15 protein-coding genes are annotated in these 16,512 nt (G+C 63.6%); 3 read left to right on the plus strand and 12 right to left on the minus strand.

Features of this window, described 5'->3' with window-relative positions; all coding sequences use genetic code 11:
* Nucleotides 1-4: 4 nt before the first annotated feature.
* From P7C00_RS30570 to P7C00_RS30585, 4 genes are all read right to left on the minus strand, one after another.
* Entirely contained in the window at nt 5-1,729 is a 1,725-nt protein-coding gene (locus P7C00_RS30570; RefSeq protein ID WP_404937857.1) for a putative 2-aminoethylphosphonate ABC transporter permease subunit, read from the minus strand.
* Between the two features lies 1 nt (nt 1,730).
* Nucleotides 1,731-2,807, minus strand: coding sequence for a putative 2-aminoethylphosphonate ABC transporter ATP-binding protein (locus P7C00_RS30575; protein ID WP_346633275.1), 1,077 nt, complete (start codon nt 2,805-2,807; stop codon nt 1,731-1,733).
* A gap of 149 nt (nt 2,808-2,956) precedes the next feature.
* A complete protein-coding gene (locus P7C00_RS30580) occupies nt 2,957-3,820 on the minus strand; it encodes a LysR family transcriptional regulator (RefSeq protein WP_404937858.1) in 864 nt (287 codons plus the stop codon).
* A 16-nt stretch (nt 3,821-3,836) separates the two neighbouring features.
* Nucleotides 3,837-6,176: a heavy metal translocating P-type ATPase gene (locus P7C00_RS30585; protein ID WP_404937859.1), complete on the minus strand. Its 2,340-nt coding sequence runs from the start codon at nt 6,174-6,176 to the stop codon at nt 3,837-3,839.
* Nucleotides 6,177-6,265: 89 nt separating this feature from the next.
* Between P7C00_RS30585 and cadR the strand changes: the two genes are divergently transcribed.
* Nucleotides 6,266-6,715: a Cd(II)/Pb(II)-responsive transcriptional regulator gene (cadR, locus tag P7C00_RS30590; protein WP_092308673.1), complete on the plus strand. Its 450-nt coding sequence runs from the start codon at nt 6,266-6,268 to the stop codon at nt 6,713-6,715.
* 23 nt (nt 6,716-6,738) lie between these two features.
* Here the strand turns inward: cadR and P7C00_RS30595 are convergent, their stop codons facing one another.
* The 4 genes from P7C00_RS30595 to P7C00_RS30610 all read right to left on the minus strand — a co-directional run bounded on the left by P7C00_RS30595 (nt 6,739) and on the right by P7C00_RS30610 (nt 10,202).
* On the minus strand, nt 6,739-7,329 hold the full coding sequence (locus tag P7C00_RS30595) for an undecaprenyl-diphosphatase (protein WP_404937860.1): 591 nt from the start codon (nt 7,327-7,329) through the stop codon (nt 6,739-6,741).
* Between the two features lie 179 nt (nt 7,330-7,508).
* Nucleotides 7,509-8,480 (minus strand): thymidylate synthase, encoded by a 972-nt coding sequence (locus P7C00_RS30600; RefSeq protein ID WP_102881199.1) that lies wholly within the window; start codon nt 8,478-8,480, stop codon nt 7,509-7,511.
* 48 nt (nt 8,481-8,528) lie between these two features.
* Nucleotides 8,529-9,338: a prolipoprotein diacylglyceryl transferase gene (lgt, locus tag P7C00_RS30605; RefSeq protein ID WP_253128521.1), complete on the minus strand. Its 810-nt coding sequence runs from the start codon at nt 9,336-9,338 to the stop codon at nt 8,529-8,531.
* Between the two features lie 81 nt (nt 9,339-9,419).
* Entirely contained in the window at nt 9,420-10,202 is a 783-nt protein-coding gene (locus P7C00_RS30610) for a sulfite exporter TauE/SafE family protein (RefSeq protein WP_346633279.1), read from the minus strand.
* Nucleotides 10,203-10,325: 123 nt separating this feature from the next.
* On the opposite strand from P7C00_RS30610, the gene P7C00_RS30615 reads away from it, so the two are divergent.
* The gene (locus tag P7C00_RS30615) at nt 10,326-11,072 is read left to right on the plus strand and encodes an NRDE family protein (protein WP_404937861.1); all 747 of its coding nucleotides are present in this window, start codon (nt 10,326-10,328) and stop codon (nt 11,070-11,072) included.
* A gap of 72 nt (nt 11,073-11,144) precedes the next feature.
* On the opposite strand, the gene ptsP is transcribed toward P7C00_RS30615, so the two are convergent.
* Together ptsP and P7C00_RS30625 are read right to left on the minus strand one after the other, a co-directional pair.
* Complete coding sequence (ptsP, locus tag P7C00_RS30620; protein WP_346633281.1) at nt 11,145-13,424, minus strand: phosphoenolpyruvate--protein phosphotransferase; 2,280 nt, start codon at nt 13,422-13,424, stop codon at nt 11,145-11,147.
* Nucleotides 13,425-13,446: 22 nt separating this feature from the next.
* A complete protein-coding gene (locus P7C00_RS30625) occupies nt 13,447-13,926 on the minus strand; it encodes an RNA pyrophosphohydrolase (protein ID WP_011064073.1) in 480 nt (159 codons plus the stop codon).
* A 144-nt stretch (nt 13,927-14,070) separates the two neighbouring features.
* Here P7C00_RS30625 and P7C00_RS30630 point away from each other — a divergent pair, with 144 nt between their 5' ends.
* Nucleotides 14,071-14,727, plus strand: coding sequence for an HAD family phosphatase (locus tag P7C00_RS30630; RefSeq protein ID WP_102862126.1), 657 nt, complete (start codon nt 14,071-14,073; stop codon nt 14,725-14,727).
* A 63-nt stretch (nt 14,728-14,790) separates the two neighbouring features.
* On the opposite strand, the gene P7C00_RS30635 is transcribed toward P7C00_RS30630, so the two are convergent.
* Nucleotides 14,791-15,258, minus strand: coding sequence for a DUF2269 domain-containing protein (locus P7C00_RS30635; protein WP_346633282.1), 468 nt, complete (start codon nt 15,256-15,258; stop codon nt 14,791-14,793).
* The gene (locus P7C00_RS30640; RefSeq protein ID WP_404937862.1) at nt 15,255-16,511 is read right to left on the minus strand and encodes an SDR family oxidoreductase; all 1,257 of its coding nucleotides are present in this window, start codon (nt 16,509-16,511) and stop codon (nt 15,255-15,257) included. Before P7C00_RS30640 ends, P7C00_RS30635 begins: the two co-directional genes overlap by 4 nt.
* Nucleotide 16,512: the final 1 nt, after the last annotated feature.

Consider the following 16,512-nt stretch of genomic DNA (forward strand, 5'->3'; position numbering starts at 1 on the left):
GGCATCAGTGGCCCGGCGCGGTCTGCCGCCAGGCCTGGGAGCGGCGCAACAGCCCGCGAGAAGCCCAGGCCAGCAGCAGCGAAACGCCGGCGGAGGTGAACAGGATCAGGGTCGACATGGCCGCAGCGCCGCCGACGTTGCCGGCGTCGTCCATGTTCAGCACAGCGACGGCGGCGAGGATGGTGTCCGGGCTGTAGAGGAAGATCGCCGCCGACACCGTGGTCATGGCCGAAACGAACAGGTAGCGCACGATGTCCAGCAGCGCCGGCAGGCAGATCGGCACGGTAACCCGCAGGTAGTGCCGGTACAGCGGCGCCTTGAGGGACAGCGCGGCGGCCTCGAACTCGGCATCCAACTGGCGCAGGGCGGTGGTGGCGGTCATCTGTGCGGTGGTCAGGTAGTGGGCGATGGTGCACACCACCAGCAGAGTCATGGTTCCGTAGAACACATGCAGCGGGTTGCCGTTGAGGTTGAAGAAGAACACGTAGCCCAGGCCCAGCACCAAACCGGGCACCGCCATCGGTACGAAACTGAGCATGCGCAAGGCCAGGTTAAGGCCACGCTGGCCACTGGTTTTCTCCATCAGGTAAGCCCCCGTGAAGATCACCACACTGCCGATCAGCGCGGTGCACAGGGCCATGGTCAGGCTGTTGCGGTAGGCCAGCCAACCGCCCCCTGCGGTGTCGTTGAACTGGTAGTGGTTCAGCGACAGCGACAGGTTGTACGGCCAGAATTTCACCAAGGAGGAATACACCGCCATGCCGAACACCAGCAACAAGGCCGCGCAGATCAGCAGCACGATGGCCAGGTAGCAAGCGTCGCGCAGCCGCGACGGCGCCGGTTTGAATACCTGGGCGCGGCCGCTCATGGAATCGCCATGACGGCGGCGCAACCAGGCATCGACGCCGAAGCTGAACAACGCCGGCAACAGCAACACCATGCCGATCAGGGCGCCACGGCCAAACTGCTGCTGGCCCACCACCGCCTTGTAGGCCTCCAGGGCCAGGACCTGATAGTCGCCACCCACCACCACCGGCACACCGAAGTCGGTGATGGTCAGGGTGAACACCAGGCAGAACGCAGCGAACACCGCCTGCCGGGTCGCCGGCCAAGTGATGCTGCGAAAGGCCTTGGCGGGGCTGGCGCCCATGCTCGACGCCGCATCGAACAACCGCGCATCCGCCAGGGACAGGGCCGAGAGCAGGATCATCAGGGCATGGGGAAAGGTGTAGATGACCTCGCCGAGGACGATGCCCCAGAAGCCGTAGATGTTCTCGGCGAACAGACCACGCAGCATCCCCTGATTGCCGAACAGATAGACCAGGGCAATGCCCGGCAGCATCGACGGCGCCATCAACGGCAACAGCGACAGGCCACGCCACAGGCCCTTGCCGGGAATCAGCGTGCGTTGCAGGGCGTAGGCGAACAGGTAGGCCAGGGGCACCACGATGGCGGCCACGCTGAGGGAGACTTTCAGGCTGTTGCCCAGCAACCAGTGGAAGTTGGCGCTGGCCACCAATTCACGGGCCGCCAGCCAGCCACCGCCCTGTCCAGCTTCGGCACTGAAACCGCGCCAGAAGATCGCCAGCAGCGGCAACAGCACCGCTACACCCAGCAGGAGCAGGAGCAGAACCTTGCCGCCGACGACAAAAATACGGTCGCCGATCTCGGCACGAGAGGCCTGGCGCGCCCGCTTGGCAGGTAGCGGCAGGGACATTGGCACGCTCATCTTAGGCAAACACCTGGAGGCTGCGCGGCGGCAAGGCGACCCAGATGTCCTGGGCCCCCAGACGCGGCATGGCTTCCGGTGCCAGTTCAGCCAGCAGCGCATGCCCCGGCAGTTGGTTGAGTTCGAAGCTCATGCGGCAGCGGTTACCGAGGAAAGTGATCTCGCGGACCTTGGCCGGAAACAGGTTTTCCTCATGCACCAGCGGGTTCACGCTGATGGCCTCCGGACGGCAGAACAGCCGGCCCGAGGCGGTCTTGGCCGAGCCGTCGGCCAGGCGCACATTCATTCCGCCGACCTGGGCATGGCTGTCGCTGTTGCGGCTGAAGGGCAGCCAGTTGCCCTGGCCAACGAACTCGGCGACGAAGGGCGTGGCCGGACGATCGTAGATTTCCTGGGGCGTGGCGTACTGCTCGACCTTGCCGTTGTTCATGACAGCGATGCGGTCGGCCATCAACATGGCCTCGTCCTGATTGTGGGTGACCATCAAGGTGGTGATCCCCAGGCGCCGTTGCAGCTGACGCAGCTCGGTGCACAAGTGCTCGCGAACCCGGGCGTCCAGGGCCGACATCGGCTCGTCCAACAGCAGCAGCGACGGTGACGGCGCCAGGGCACGGGCCAGGGCGACGCGCTGCTGCTGGCCGCCGGACAACTGGCCGGGGTATTTCTTCTCGCTGCCGGTCAGCCCTACCAGTTCCAGCATTTGCGCCACACGCTTGCGCACTTCCTCACGGCCGCTACCGGCCAGGCCGTAGGCGATGTTGGCTTCTACCGTGAGATTGGGAAACAGCGCGTAAGACTGGAACAGGATGCCGTAGTCCCGGGCTTGTGGCGCCAGCAGCGAAACGTCCCGATCCCCCAGGTACAACTCGCCCTGGTCCTGGCGCTCCAGGCCGGCGATGCAACGCAGCAGCGTGGTCTTGCCACAGCCGGACGGGCCCAGCAGGCACACCAGCTCGCCGGCTGCGACATCCAGGGACACGTTGTCCAGGGCGGTGAAGGCGCCAAAGCGCTTCTGGACGCCCCGCACCTTCATCGGCGCGCCGGGGTTGCTCAGGGCAGTTGCAGTGGAGTGGTTCATGGACGGACCTCATCTAGCAGATGAGGCAAATCCTAGAGTTGTAATGCGTCGGTCATATGGCAGTAAGGCAAAAACGACCGATAGTGGTATTCAGGGATTTGGGTTCACTTGTCAGGCATGTGCTGGCTGATCTGACCGATGCAGGTCTTTCAGGCGGGAGCCATTTCTTGCGCCAATCCGAGAAACGCCGCCGGCAGGCGCGCGTTCTTGCGCTCCTTGAGGCAGTACAGGTACTCGACGATCTGCGGTGCATGCTCGATGGTCAGCACCCGCAGTTGTGGATCGTGGGGCACTTCCTGACGGGCAATGATGCTGATGCCGATATTGCGCAGCACCGCCTCGCGGATCGATTCGCGACTGCCGATCTCCAGCAGCGGGCCAAAGCTGACGTTGGCGTCCTTGAGCAAGGTTTCGGTGAGGCTGCGGGTGGTGGAGCCGGGTTCGCGCATCAACAGGGTATGCCCGGCCAGGGCATTGAGCGGCACGTGATCCAGCGCCGCCAGAGGGTGGTTGCGGTGCACCGCCAACACCAGCGGATCGCTGCCCAATACCCGACGGATCAGCCGCGCGTCCTCCAGCAGTTGCGAGGAGGCCGCCACATCCACCCGGTAGTCTTCCAGGGCTTCGAGGACTTGCTGGGAGTTGCCGATTTCCACCGACACTTCGACCTGGGGCAGTCGCTCGCGGAAGGTCTTCACCAGATCGAGGATGTAGTACGGCGCGGTGGCGGCGATGCGCAATGTGCCCTGCACCTGGCCGCTGTTGCGCAGGAAGAACTCGATATCAGCCTCCTGCTGCAACAGGTCCTTGACCATGGGCAGCAGACGCGCGCCCTCATCGCTGAGGCTCAGGCGACGACCGCCGCGGTAGAACAGTTCCACCGAATACTGGCTTTCCAGGTTGCGGATCTGCGTGGTCACCGTCGGCTGACTGAGGCCAAGCTTCTTCGCCGCCTGGGTGATGCTGCCCAGGCGGGCGACCATGTAAAAAGCCTTCAGCTCGGCACTCAGCACAGGGTTCTCTCATTGCTTATTTGCGCAGTAGGCGCAGACCGTTGAACACCACCAGCAGGCTGACGCCCATGTCGGCGAACACCGCCATCCACATGGTGGCGAGTCCGGCAAAGGTTACCCCAAGAAAGATCGCCTTGATGACCAGGGCCAGGGCGATATTTTGCTTGAGCACCACCGAGGTCTGGCGCGACAGGCGGATAAACGCCGGAATCTTGCGCAGATCATCGTCCATCAGGGCTACATCCGCGGTCTCGATGGCGGTATCGGTGCCCGCCGCGGCCATGGCGAAACCTATCTCGGCCCGAGCCAGGGCCGGGGCGTCGTTGATGCCGTCGCCGACCATGCCCACCCGATGTCCCTGGGCGTACAACGCCTCGATGGCTTGCAGCTTGTCGGTGGGCAAAAGGTCGCCCCGGGCCTGATCGATGCCCACCTGGGCCGCAATGGCCTGGGCGGTGTGGGGGTTGTCGCCGGTGAGCATCAGGGTCTTGATCCCCAGCTCATGCAACTGCTGGATGGCTTCGCGACTGGACTCCTTGACCGTGTCCGCCACGGCGAACAGTGCCAGGGGGCCATTGCTGTCCAGCAACAGGACCACGGTCTTGCCCTGCTTCTCCAGGGCGAAGAGTTTTTCTTCCAGGGCCGGAGAACACAGGCCCAGCTCCTCCACCAGGCGGTGATTTCCCAGGTGATACAGCTGGCCGTTGATTTCGCCGCGCACTCCGCGCCCGGTCAGGGCTTCGAAGTTATCCACAGCGTGCAGCGCCAGCTGCTTATCCACAGCCGCCTGGGCAATGGCCAGGGACACCGGGTGGTCGGAACGTCCCGCCAGGCTCGCGGCCAGGGCCGGGGCAGTGTCCTGCGCCAACGGGTCCAGGGGCAGGAAGTCGGTCTGTACCGGCTTGCCGTGGGTGATGGTGCCGGTCTTGTCCAGGGCCAGGTAGTCGAGCTTGTAGCCACCCTCCAGATAGACCCCGCCCTTGACCAGGATGCCCTTGCGCGCCGCTGCCGCCAGGCCGCTGACGATGCTCACCGGGGTGGAGATCACCAGGGCACACGGACAGGCCACCACCAGCAGCACCAGGGCGCGGTAGATCCAGTCGAACCAGACGCCGCCCATCAACAGTGGCGGAATCAGCGCCACGGCCAGGGCGAAGGCGAATACCGCCGGGGTGTAGATTTTCGAGAAGGTATCGACGAAGCGCTGGGTCGGCGCCCGAGCGCCCTGGGCCTGCTCCACGGCGTGGATGATCCGCGCCAGGGTCGAGTTGTTGGCCGCGGCGGTGACGCGATATTCCAGGGAGCCGGCCTGGTTGATGGTGCCGGCAAACACCTTGTCGCCCACGGTCTTTTCCACCGGCAGGCTTTCACCGGTGATTGGCGCCTGGTCGATGGTGGAACTGCCGGACACGACCTCGCCGTCCAGACCGATGCGCTCTCCCGGGCGGACTCGCACTCGGGCGCCCAGTTCGACGCTTTTAGCTTCCAGTTCGCTCCAGCTGCCATCCGCCTGCTGCACCGTGACCTGTTCCGGGGTCATCTGCATCAGGCCGCTGATGGCGTTGCGCGCCCGGTCCAGGGAGCGGGCTTCGATCAGCTCGGCCACGGTAAACAGGAACATCACCATCGCCGCTTCCGGCCATTGGCCGATCAGCACGGCGCCGGTCACGGCGATGCTCATCAGGGCATTGATGTTGAGGTTGCGGTTCTTCAGGGCGATCCAGCCCTTCTTGTAGGTGCCCAGGCCGCCGCTGAGGATCGACACCAGGGCCACCAACGCCACGACCCAGTCGGGGGCGGCATTGGTGAAGTGAATGACTTCGGCGGCCAGCGCGCCGATACCGGACAGGGCCAGCGGCCACCAGGCTTTCTTCACCGGCGCTGCGGCAGGTGCGACTTCGGCGCCGTCCTGCTCCAGAGGCTCGGCGTGCATGCCCAGGGATTTGACCGCCGCAATGATCGGCGCGGTGCTCGGCAGGTCGTGGGTCACCCCCAGCACACGGTTCATCAGGTTGAACTCCAGCGCCTGAACCCCGGCCAGCTTGCCCAGCTTGTTCTGGATCAGGGTCTGCTCGGTGGGGCAATCCATGGCTTCGATACGGAAGCTGCTCAGACGCGCACCGGCAGTCGGGGTTTCGCTCAGGGTGACCTTGGACAGCACCGGGCCGGCGGAGCCGCAGCAGGAGCTGCCATGGGCGGAGTGGTCGTTAGCCTTGACCGGCTGCAGCTTGCCCGCAGAGACAGGGGCATGGGAGTGGCCATGGCTATGATCGTGATCGTGATCGTGATCGTGATCGTGATCAGCATGGACGTGCTGGGCGTCGGGCTTGCGCGGGTTGTGAATGGAGTCGCTCATAGGGGGTCGCGTCCGAATAAAGGTGCTTGTTGCCAAGTGAACACCCTGTAGCCACTATAGGGTCAAGCACCCATTCGGAGACGACGGCAATGAAGATTGGCGAACTGGCGAAACTCACCGACTGTCAGGTCGAGACCATCCGTTACTACGAGCGCGAAGGACTGCTGCCGGAACCGGCCCGCAGCGAAGGCAACTACCGCCTCTACACCCAGGCCCACACCGAGCGCCTGACCTTTATCCGCAACTGCCGCAGCCTGGACATGACCCTCGAAGAAATCCGCAGCCTGCTCAACCTGCGGGACAGCCCCGAAGGCCAGTGCGCCAGCGTCAATGCCCTGATCGACGAGCACATCCATCACGTCAAGGCGCGCATCGACGGGCTACTGGTGCTCCAGGAGCAACTGCTGGACCTGCGCCAGCGCTGCAGCGAAGGGCCGGACCTGGACCACTGCGGCATCCTCCAGCGTCTGGAAGTCAGCGGCTCGGTGGCCCCCAGCGAGGCCGAGCCGTCCCATGTCGGCCGCAGCCACGGGCATTGAGCCTGAGGCTGGGCGCCGTGGTTTCAGGAACCCCGGCGCCCCGCCACCGCCAGTAATCGCTGATATACAAGCTCCAGTACATCCAGCAGCCGCTGATCCATCTGCCGCCAGGCCAGGCCCAGACGCACCAGCCACGCGCTGAACAACCCCACCAGGCAACCACCAAGAATATCGAAGGGGAAATGCACGCCCAGGTAGACCCGCGCCCAGCTCACCAGCACCGCCAGGGCCAGCATGGCCAGCCCGGTCTTGCGCAGGGACGCCAGGATCAGGGCAAAGGCCATGGCGAACATGCCGCTGGCGTGGTCACTGGGAAAAGAGGCTCCGGGCGCATGGGCGAGAAAATTCTGCCCCAACTCCAGCATGAAGGGCCGCGGATGGAACCACAGGCCACGGATCAGCAGATTGCAGGCCAGGGCGACCACAATGCTCGAGGTCCCGAGCAGGACGGTCATTCTCTGCCGGCGCTCGCCAAAGACCCAGAACACCAGGAGCAGCAGCGGGACACAAAGGACCACCCATTGGGCGATAAAGATCGCCAGTTCACGCATGGGCAGCGATGCCTCGGCGCTGGCATTGATGGCCAGGAACAGGCTGCGATTGAGTTCTTCCATTCAGGGGCTCGCGATCAACATCAAAAGGACGACGTCCAGGCTTTCCCGGACCACTCCTGAGAGGCTAGTCGCCCGGCAGGCACGACGATGCCCGGAATACCTCCCGGGCAAAGGTCGATAAAGGCATCGGGAAAAATCGACAGGGGCCTCGGGGCCCCTGGTTGCAGGCGCTAAAAGACTTAAACCGCCATCGGCGCGGTCATCGGCGCATGGTGCTCATAGCCTTCCAGAGAGAAATCGCTCGGTTCGATCAGCTCCAGCCATTCCGGCTGGTAGACGCCGGTCTTGGCGAACTCCGGCACGCGCTCGGAAATCACCAGCTTGGGCATCGGGAACGGCTCGCGCTTGAGCTGCTCATTGAGCATGTCCAGGTGGTTTTCGTAGACGTGGGCATCACCGATGAAATAGGTGAACCAGCGCGGCGTGTAGCCGGTCAGGCGACCGATCAGGCTCAGCAGCGCGGCGCCCTCGGTGAGGTTGAACGGCGTCCCCAGCCCCAGGTCGTTGGAGCGGATGTAGAGGGTCAGGGAGATTTCCCGGGTCTCGACATTGGGGTGGAACTGATACAGCAAGTGACACGGCGGCAAGGCCATTTCATCCAGCTGCGCGCAGTTCCAGCCGTGGAACAGGATTCGCCGGCTGCCCGGGTCGTTGATGATGGTGTCAACGCACTGGCGGACCTGATCGATGGCCTTGTACAGCACCACGTAACCCTGGCCCTCTTCCTCGCCTGCGGCGATCTGCCGGTAGCCCTGGCTAAGCGCCAGGTCGATGGCGGCCTGGTTGCTGGTCTTGATCTGCTTGTAGGCCGGCCACTTGCGCCACTGCACGCCATAGATCTCGCCCAGATCGTCATCACCCTGGCGGAACGGGTTGGCCAGCCACTGGGCGTTTTCGTTGGCGTTCTGATCCCAGACCTTGCAGCCCAGGGCACGGAACTCGGCGGCGTTGTTCACCCCGCGCAGGAAGCCGACCATTTCGCCGATGGCCGACTTGAAGGCCATCTTGCGGGTGGTGATGGCCGGAAAACCTTCCTTGAGGTCGTAGCGCAGCATGGCCCCGGGGAAACTGATGGTGTTCACACCGGTGCGGTTGGCCTGCTTGGTGCCGTTGTTGATGACGTGGGCCACCAGATCAAGATATTGCTTCATGAATTACCTGCATCCTTGAACCCGGGGCTGGCGCCCCGGGGTTCGAATTTATTGCGCCGCGCTCTGGGCCGGAGCGCGATGATAAGCCAGCCAGATCAGGCCCAGGCCGCCGAGAATCATCGGCACGCAGAGAACCTGACCCATGGTCAGCCAGCCAAAAGCCAGGTAGCCGAGCTGGGCATCCGGGACCCGGACGAACTCGACGACAAAGCGGAAAATACCGTAGAACAGGGCGAACATACCGGAAACCGCCATGGTCGGCCGGGGTTTGCGCGAGAACAGCCACAGGATCAGGAACAACGCCACGCCCTCCAGGGCGAACTGATACAACTGCGACGGATGCCGCGGCAACTGCGCCGGATCGCTGAACGGCGGGAAGATCATCGCCCAAGGCACGTCGGTGGGTTTGCCCCACAGCTCGGCGTTGATGAAATTGCCAATACGCCCGGCCCCCAGGCCAATCGGCACCATGGGCGCGACGAAGTCCATCAGCTCGAAGAAGCTCTTGTTGTTGCGCTTGCCGAACCACCAGGCCGCCAGCATTACCCCGATGAAACCGCCGTGGAACGACATGCCGCCCTTCCATACCTCGAAGATCAGGGTTGGGTTGGCCAGGTAGGCACTGAGGTCGTAGAACAGCACGTAACCCAGCCGCCCACCGACGATCACCCCCATGGACATCCAGAACACCATGTCCGAGAGCTTTTCCTTGCTCCAGGTCGGATCGAAACGGTTCAGCCGGCGCGACGCCAGCAACCAGGCACCGCCAATGCCGATCAGGTACATCAGGCCGTACCAGTGGATTTTCAGCGGGCCGATGGCCAGCGCTACCGGATCAATCTGCGGGTAAGGCAGCATTGCGACTCCTCGTAAGGGTTAGAACTCTAGATTCCCGGGCGAAACTGCCACTCCAGGATTAAGCCAGGATTGCGTCACCGTTCAGAACAGGAAGCTGATCCCCACGCAGAACAGCAGCGCGGCAAACATTCGCTTCAACAGTCGCGGCGACAGTGTGTGGGCCATGCGCGCACCGATCCGGGCGAACACCATGCTGGTCAGGGCGATGCCCAGCAGCGCCGGTAAATAAACGTAGCCGAGACTATGAGCCGGAAGCTGCGGATCATGCCAGCCCAGAATCATGAAACTTAAGGCACTGGCCAGGGCAATGGGCAAGCCGCAGGCCGATGAAGTGGCCACCGCCTGCTGCATCGGCACGCTGCGCCAGGTGAGAAACGGCACGGTCAGCGAACCGCCGCCAATGCCGAAGATCGCCGAGGCCCAGCCGATCACCCCGCCGGCCGCCGCCAGACCCAGCTTGCCGGGCACCTGGCGACTGGCCTTGGGCTTGAGCTCCAGGGTCATCTGCAAGGCCACCACCAGGGCGAAGACGCCGATGATTTTTTGCAAGTGCGGGCCGGAAATCGCTTCGGCGGTCAGCGCGCCGAACCCGGCCCCCAGCAGAATGCCCAGGGCCATCCACGCAAAGATTGGCCAGCGCACCGCACCACGGCGATGGTGTTCGCGAACGGCGTTGACCGAGGTGAAGATGATGCTGGCCAGAGAGGTACCGACCGCCAGATGGGTCAGCACCGAGGCATCGAAGCCTTGCAGGGTAAAACTGAACACCAGCACCGGGACAATGATGATCCCGCCGCCCACGCCGAACAGCCCGGCCAGTACGCCTGCGCAGGCGCCCAACAGCAGATAGAGCAGAAATTCCATGGGAGCATCCGAAAATAAGACCGGCATGGTAACGGATGCGCCGCCCCGGACTCCACTGGATGGCGATGGATACCCATTGGATCTGTGCGTAAAGTGGGCAAAAACACACAGGGGGCCACCTTAATGTGCTTGATCGTATTCGCCTGGCGGCCGGGTCATGCTCAGCCACTGATCGTCGCGGCCAACCGTGACGAATTCTACGCCCGGCCCAGCCTGCCTCTGGGGCAATGGCCGGAGTCGCCGCAGATCCACGCCGGACGCGACCTGGAGGCGGGAGGCACCTGGCTTGGTGTCGGTGCCAATGGCCGCTTTGCCGCCCTGACCAATATCCGCAACCCTCATCAACCCCCGGCACGACGCTCCCGGGGCGAACTGGTGGCGCGCTTTCTCGCCGGGGACGTGGCCCTGGAAGACTATCTGCACGATGTGGTGGGCCGCTCGGTGGAGTACGCCGGTTTCAACCTGTTGCTGGGCACAGCAGAACAACTGTGGCACTACAACGCCCAGGATGTGGAACCGCAATTGCTCAAGCCCGGCATCTACGGCCTGTCCAATGCCGGACTCGATACGCCGTGGCCCAAGTTGCTCAAGGCCAAGGCCGCGCTGCAGGAAGTGCTGCCCAATCCGCAACCGCAGGCCCTGCTGGCGCTGCTGAGCGATCCGCAAACCGCGCCCTTCGCCGAGCTGCCGGATACTGGAGTTGGGTTGGCCACTGAAAGCCTGCTGTCCAGCGTGTTCATCGCCAGCCCCAGCTACGGCACCCGCGCCAGTACCGCGCTGATCGTCAACGCCGACGGTTCGCGGCATTTGCTGGAACGCAGTTTCGGCCCTTATGGCGGGCACCTGGGAGAGGTCGAGCTGAAGGTGTGAAGCGTTCGCCGGCAAGCCGCCCCTACACAGGCCTTCGTAGGAGCCGGCTTGCCGGCGAAGAAAACACCTCGATTACAGGGTCTTGCTCGAAGCCGGATTGATCATCCGCGCCAGACCGAGCTTCTTCAGCGCCAATTGCAGCGAGCTGTGGATTACTTGCGGGTTGTCGATGGTCATCATCTCGTCCAGCAGTTCCTTGGCCTTGCTCAGGTTGATCTGACGCAGCATCCACTTCACTTTCGGCAAGTTGGTGGCGTTCATCGACAGGCTGTCGAAGCCCATGGCCATCAGCAGCACCGCAGCCGCCGGGTCACCGGCCATTTCGCCACAGATGCTCACCGGCTTGCCTTCGGCATGGGCGTCACGCACCACGTTCTGCAGCGCTTGCAGCACAGCCGGATGCAGGTAGTCGTAGAGGTCGGCGACCCGCGGGTTGTTGCGGTCCACCGCCAGCAGGTACTGGGTCAGGTCGTTGGAACCCACCGAGAGGAAGTCCACCTGGCGCGCCAGTTCCCGGGTCTGATAGACCGCCGCCGGAATCTCGATCATCACCCCCACCGGAGGCATGGGCACATCGGTGCCTTCATCGCGGACTTCACCCCAGGCACGGTGGATCAGGTGCAGGGCTTCTTCCAGTTCATGGATACCGGAAATCATCGGCAGCAGAATGCGCAGGTTGTTCAGGCCCTCGCTGGCCTTGAGCATCGCCCGGGCCTGCACCAGGAAGATTTCCGGGTGGTCGAGGGTCACGCGGATGCCGCGCCAACCAAGGAAGGGGTTGTCTTCCTTGATCGGGAAATACGACAGCGACTTGTCACCGCCAATGTCCAGGCTGCGCATGGTCACCGGCTGCGGATGGAAGGCCGCCAGCTGCTCGCGATAGATCGCCAGCTGTTCTTTCTCGCTGGGGAAGCGCTGGTTGATCATGAACGGCACTTCGGTGCGATACAGGCCTACGCCCTCGGCACCGCGCTTCTGCGCCCGGGCCACATCGGCCAGCAGGCCGGTGTTGACCCACAGCGGCATGCGGTGGCCATCAGGGGTGATGCAAGGCAGGTCGCGTAACGCGTCCAGGCCCTGGGCCAGTTGCCGCTCTTCTTCCACCACATCGGCGAACTGCTTGCGCAGCACGTCACTGGGGTTGGTGTAGACCTCACCGTGGTAGCCGTCGACGATCATCTGGATGCCGTCGACCTTGGAGTACGGCAGGTCGACAAGGCCCATCACCGTGGGAATGCCCATGGCCCGGGCCAGGATGGCCACGTGGGAGTTGCCCGACCCCAGCACCGACACCAGCCCCACCAGCTTGCCTTCCGGCACTTCGCCGAGCATGGCCGGGGTCAGTTCTTCACTGACCAGGATGGTGTTGTCGGGGTAGACCAGGGTCTGCTGGCGCTCTTCCTGCAGATAGGCCAGGAGCCGTCGCCCCAGGTCCTTGACGTCCGAGGCACGCTCGCGCAGGTAGGCGTCGTCCATCAACTCGAAACGGTTGACGTGATCGGTGACCACTTGGCGCAACGCACCCTGGGCCCATTGCCCGGTCTTGATCACGGTCTTCACTTCGCTGCCCAGGGAGGCGTCGTCGAGCATCATCAGGTAGACGTCGAACAGCGCGCGCTCTTCCGGGCGCAGTTGGGTCGCGAGTTTTTCCGACAACGCCCGCATATCGGCGCGCACCCCTTCCAGGGCGGTCTTGAACAGCCCCAACTCGGCGTCGATGTCGGTGATGTATTTGTCCGGCACCACGTCCAGGTCGGCCGGCGGCAACATCACCACCGCGCTGCCTACCGCGGCACCGGGGGAGCCCGGCACGCCAATGAACTTGGCCTCCTGAATGCCCTTGCCCTGGCGCCCCAGGCCGCGGATCGAACCGGTGGCCTCGGCATGGGCGATCACCCCGGCCAGTTGCGCGCTCATGGTCACCAGGAAGGCTTCTTCGCCCTCGTCGAACTGGCGGCGCTCTTTCTGCTGGATGACCAGAACACCCACTACGCGCCGATGGTGAATGATCGGGGCGCCGAGGAACGAGGCGTAACGCTCCTCACCGGTTTCGGCGAAGTAGCGATAACGCGGGTGATCGGCGGCGTTTTCCAGGTTGAGAGGTTCTTCCCGAGTGCCCACCAGACCGACCAGGCCTTCGTTGGGAGCCATGCTGACCTTGCCGATGGAGCGCTTGTTCAAGCCCTCGGTGGCCATCAGCACGAAACGGTTGGTTTCCGGGTCCAGCAGATAGACCGAGCAGACCTGGCTGCCCATGGCCTCTTTGACGCGCAATACAATAATCCCCAACGCCGCCTTGAGATCCTTGGCGGAGTTAACTTCCTGGACGATCTTGCGCAGCGTATTGAGCATGGCTCGGGGTCGAACTCCGTCGTCAGTCGCGCACTAAAAGGCGCGGGGCAAGCTCTTTGAGAGCGCGGCGATACACTTCGCGCTTGAATGTCACCACCTGGCCCAACGGATACCAATAACTGACCCAGCGCCAGCCATCGAATTCCGGTTTACCGGTCAAATCCATCCGCACCCGCTGCTCGTTGGAGATCAGGCGCAGGAGAAACCATTTCTGTTTCTGGCCGATGCACAGCGGCTGGCTGTGGGTCCGGACCAGACGCTGCGGCAAACGATAGCGCAACCAGCCCCGGGTGCAGGCGAGAATTTGCACATCTTCGCGCTCCAGCCCTACTTCTTCGTTCAACTCGCGATACAAGGCGTCTTCCGGCGTCTCGTCGGGGTTGATGCCCCCTTGAGGAAACTGCCAGGCATCTTGATTGATACGGCGAGCCCATAGCACCTGTCCGGCATCATTGGTCAGAATGATCCCGACATTGGGGCGGAAACCATCGGGGTCGATCACGGCTACAACCTCGCAAACGCATGTCGCCGCATTGTTCCACAAAGCTTGGGAATGCAGCAACGAGGCTGCTTACCTTATGTGCACTCTTGTGAAAAGACCGTATTCTGGGCACCTTTTTCCGCGACTTTTCAGCGAGTAACTGCAATGCGCCTGGCTTTATTCGACTTGGACAACACGCTTCTGGGTGGCGACAGCGACCACGCCTGGGGCGACTACCTGTGCGAGCGGGGCTTCCTCGACGCCGTCGCCTACAAGACCCGCAACGACGAGTTCTACCAGGACTACCTGGCCGGCAAACTCGACAACGCCGCCTACCTGAACTTCTGCCTGGAAATCCTCGGCCGCACCGAGATGGCCGTGCTCGAACAATGGCATCGCGACTACATGCGCGACTGCATCGAGCCCATCCTGCTACCCAAGGCCCAGGCCCTGCTGGCCCAGCACCGCGAGGCCGGCGACAAGCTGGTGATCATCACCGCTACCAACCGTTTCATCACGGCGCCGATCGCCGAGCGCCTGGGGGTGGAACACCTGATCGCCACTGAATGCGAAATGCAGGACGGCCGCTACACCGGACGCAGCACCGACGTACCGTGCTTCCGTGAAGGCAAGGTCATCCGCCTGCAGCGCTGGCTGGAAGAAACCGGTCATGACCTGGAAGGCAGCTACTTCTACAGCGACTCGATGAACGATCTGCCGCTGCTCGAGCAAGTGGCCACCCCAGTGGCCGTCGACCCTGATCCAAACCTGCGGGCCGAGGCTCTGAAACGCGGCTGGCAGGTGATCAGCCTGCGAGATTGAGCGCTTCGCGGCAACCGGCTCCTGCACAAGCGGTCGTAGGAGCCGGCTTGCCGGCGAAGGCTCCTAAACCGGCTTGGCCACCATCAAATAGAAAATCGCCATAAAGGCCAGAAACGCCGGCCAGCCCAAGGCGAACCACCAGCGCATGTAAAGGTTTGCCCGCAAGGGCATCGGCACACCGTCCCGCAGCGCCTGCTCAGCCATCTTGTGCACCCGGATCTGCAGCCAGACCACCGGCAACCAGCACACGCCCGCCAACACATAGAGCCCCAGGCTCCACATCAGCCAGGCTTGCTGGATCGGCCAACCCGCCAGATGCACCAATCCCAGCCCACTCAATGGCTGGAAGACCGCCGTAGTTGCAGTAAAGGCCCAATCGGCGAACACCAAGTGCTTGAATGTCACGGCAATCACTTCCAGCTTGCCGCTGCGCCAGGCCCGCAGTGCGTAATAGGCCGAACCCGCGCCGAGACCGAAAAGAACGGTCGAGGACAGGATATGCAGGGTTTTCAACAGCAGATAAGCGCTCATCGACGGGGTTCAGTCCACAACAGCCATAGGGTCGCCACCATCAGCACCAGGTTCTTGGCCACGGCGGCATAAGGGTCAAACCAGAAATGCGGCAGGATCAGACTGATGATCAGGGTATAGCCGAGCATCAGTGCGAGCTGCGCCTGCAAAGCCCGCCGGCGCCAACGCCGCAGCAGCAGACCGACACCCAGCACCGCGTCGCAGAACGATCCCACGATCACCGCCAATGCCGCCCAGGCGCCCTGCACCCCGGCCTCGGCCATGATCCGCAAGCCCCAGTCGTAGCCAGGGCCGATACACACCACCGCAGTACCCAGCCAGATCAGCACCATTACCGCCAGCAGCAGCGGTCGCAGCGCCAACTGAGTGCTCTGTGCGGCCTGTGGCCAGTCTTGCAGCCGGGCTGCCAGGGGCGCGGCGTGATAACCGCAGACCGACGCCAGTACTTCAGGGTCCCCCAGGTTGTCGCAACGGGCCATGCTCAGGCTCTGCCGGTTCAGGGCCCGCCAGCCCAGGCGCTCCCCCACCCTTGCGACCAGCGCCAGGACGACTGAGGGCAACTGGAAATAGCGCGCAGGGGCCCAGCCCTGGGCCGCACGCAGACGATCCAGCAACTGCGCCATGGTCATCCGTTCAGGGCCAACCAGCGGCAGCACCATGGACTGCGCAGGCCATTGCCCGATCAACGCAAGCACGGCAGCACTCAGGTCATCCACATGCAGGGGCTGCATTCGGGCCTTGGCGGACAACAATGGAATCAGCGGCCAGGGCGACAGCCGGGCCAGCCAGCCACTGCTGGCGCCACCCGCGCCAAGCACCAGGGATGGCCGCAACACCACGGCCGGAATACCCAGGCGCAGCAGGTAATCATCCGCAGCCGCCTTGCTCGCCAGAAACGGCACTTGCGGCTGCTGGCCGGCGCCCAAGGCGGAAATCTGCAACACCCGTACACCCCGGGCTGCCGCCAGGTCGAACAGCGCACGGGTCCCCAGGTCCTGAGTCAGAGTCAGTGCCTGGGCATCATTGCTCAACAGCCCGGCAGCATTGATCAACAGGTCGGTATCAGCAGGCAAGTCAAAAGGCTGCGGCTCAAGCCCCAGGCGATCGAGGTCCAGTTGCCGCCATTGCACGCCAGGCAGACTCCGGGTTTGCCGATGGCGACTGGTGGCAATGAGTTGATGGCCGGCGGCGTGCAACGCCGCCAGCAGATGACGGCCGACAAACCCTGTAGCCCCCACCAGAACAACCTTCATG

Source organism: Pseudomonas sp. JDS08PS003 (assembly GCF_045013505.1).
In the GTDB taxonomy this organism is placed as follows: domain Bacteria; phylum Pseudomonadota; class Gammaproteobacteria; order Pseudomonadales; family Pseudomonadaceae; genus Aquipseudomonas; species Aquipseudomonas protegens_B.

Excerpts from the sequence above, each read along its gene's own strand:
- P7C00_RS30615 (WP_404937861.1), top strand. The coding sequence starts at position 10,326 with ATGTGCTTGATCGTATTCGCCTGGCGGCCGGGTCATGCTCAGCCACTG.
- lgt (WP_253128521.1), bottom strand. The coding sequence starts at position 9,338 with ATGCTGCCTTACCCGCAGATTGATCCGGTAGCGCTGGCCATCGGCCCG.
- P7C00_RS30635 (WP_346633282.1), bottom strand. The coding sequence starts at position 15,258 with ATGAGCGCTTATCTGCTGTTGAAAACCCTGCATATCCTGTCCTCGACC.
- P7C00_RS30610 (WP_346633279.1), bottom strand. The coding sequence starts at position 10,202 with ATGGAATTTCTGCTCTATCTGCTGTTGGGCGCCTGCGCAGGCGTACTG.
- P7C00_RS30595 (WP_404937860.1), bottom strand. The coding sequence starts at position 7,329 with ATGGAAGAACTCAATCGCAGCCTGTTCCTGGCCATCAATGCCAGCGCC.
- P7C00_RS30575 (WP_346633275.1), bottom strand. The coding sequence starts at position 2,807 with ATGAACCACTCCACTGCAACTGCCCTGAGCAACCCCGGCGCGCCGATG.
- cadR (WP_092308673.1), top strand. The coding sequence starts at position 6,266 with ATGAAGATTGGCGAACTGGCGAAACTCACCGACTGTCAGGTCGAGACC.
- P7C00_RS30630 (WP_102862126.1), top strand. The coding sequence starts at position 14,071 with ATGCGCCTGGCTTTATTCGACTTGGACAACACGCTTCTGGGTGGCGAC.
- ptsP (WP_346633281.1), bottom strand. The coding sequence starts at position 13,424 with ATGCTCAATACGCTGCGCAAGATCGTCCAGGAAGTTAACTCCGCCAAG.
- P7C00_RS30570 (WP_404937857.1), bottom strand. The coding sequence starts at position 1,729 with ATGAGCGTGCCAATGTCCCTGCCGCTACCTGCCAAGCGGGCGCGCCAG.
- P7C00_RS30600 (WP_102881199.1), bottom strand. The coding sequence starts at position 8,480 with ATGAAGCAATATCTTGATCTGGTGGCCCACGTCATCAACAACGGCACC.
- P7C00_RS30585 (WP_404937859.1), bottom strand. The coding sequence starts at position 6,176 with ATGAGCGACTCCATTCACAACCCGCGCAAGCCCGACGCCCAGCACGTC.
- P7C00_RS30640 (WP_404937862.1), bottom strand. The coding sequence starts at position 16,511 with ATGAAGGTTGTTCTGGTGGGGGCTACAGGGTTTGTCGGCCGTCATCTG.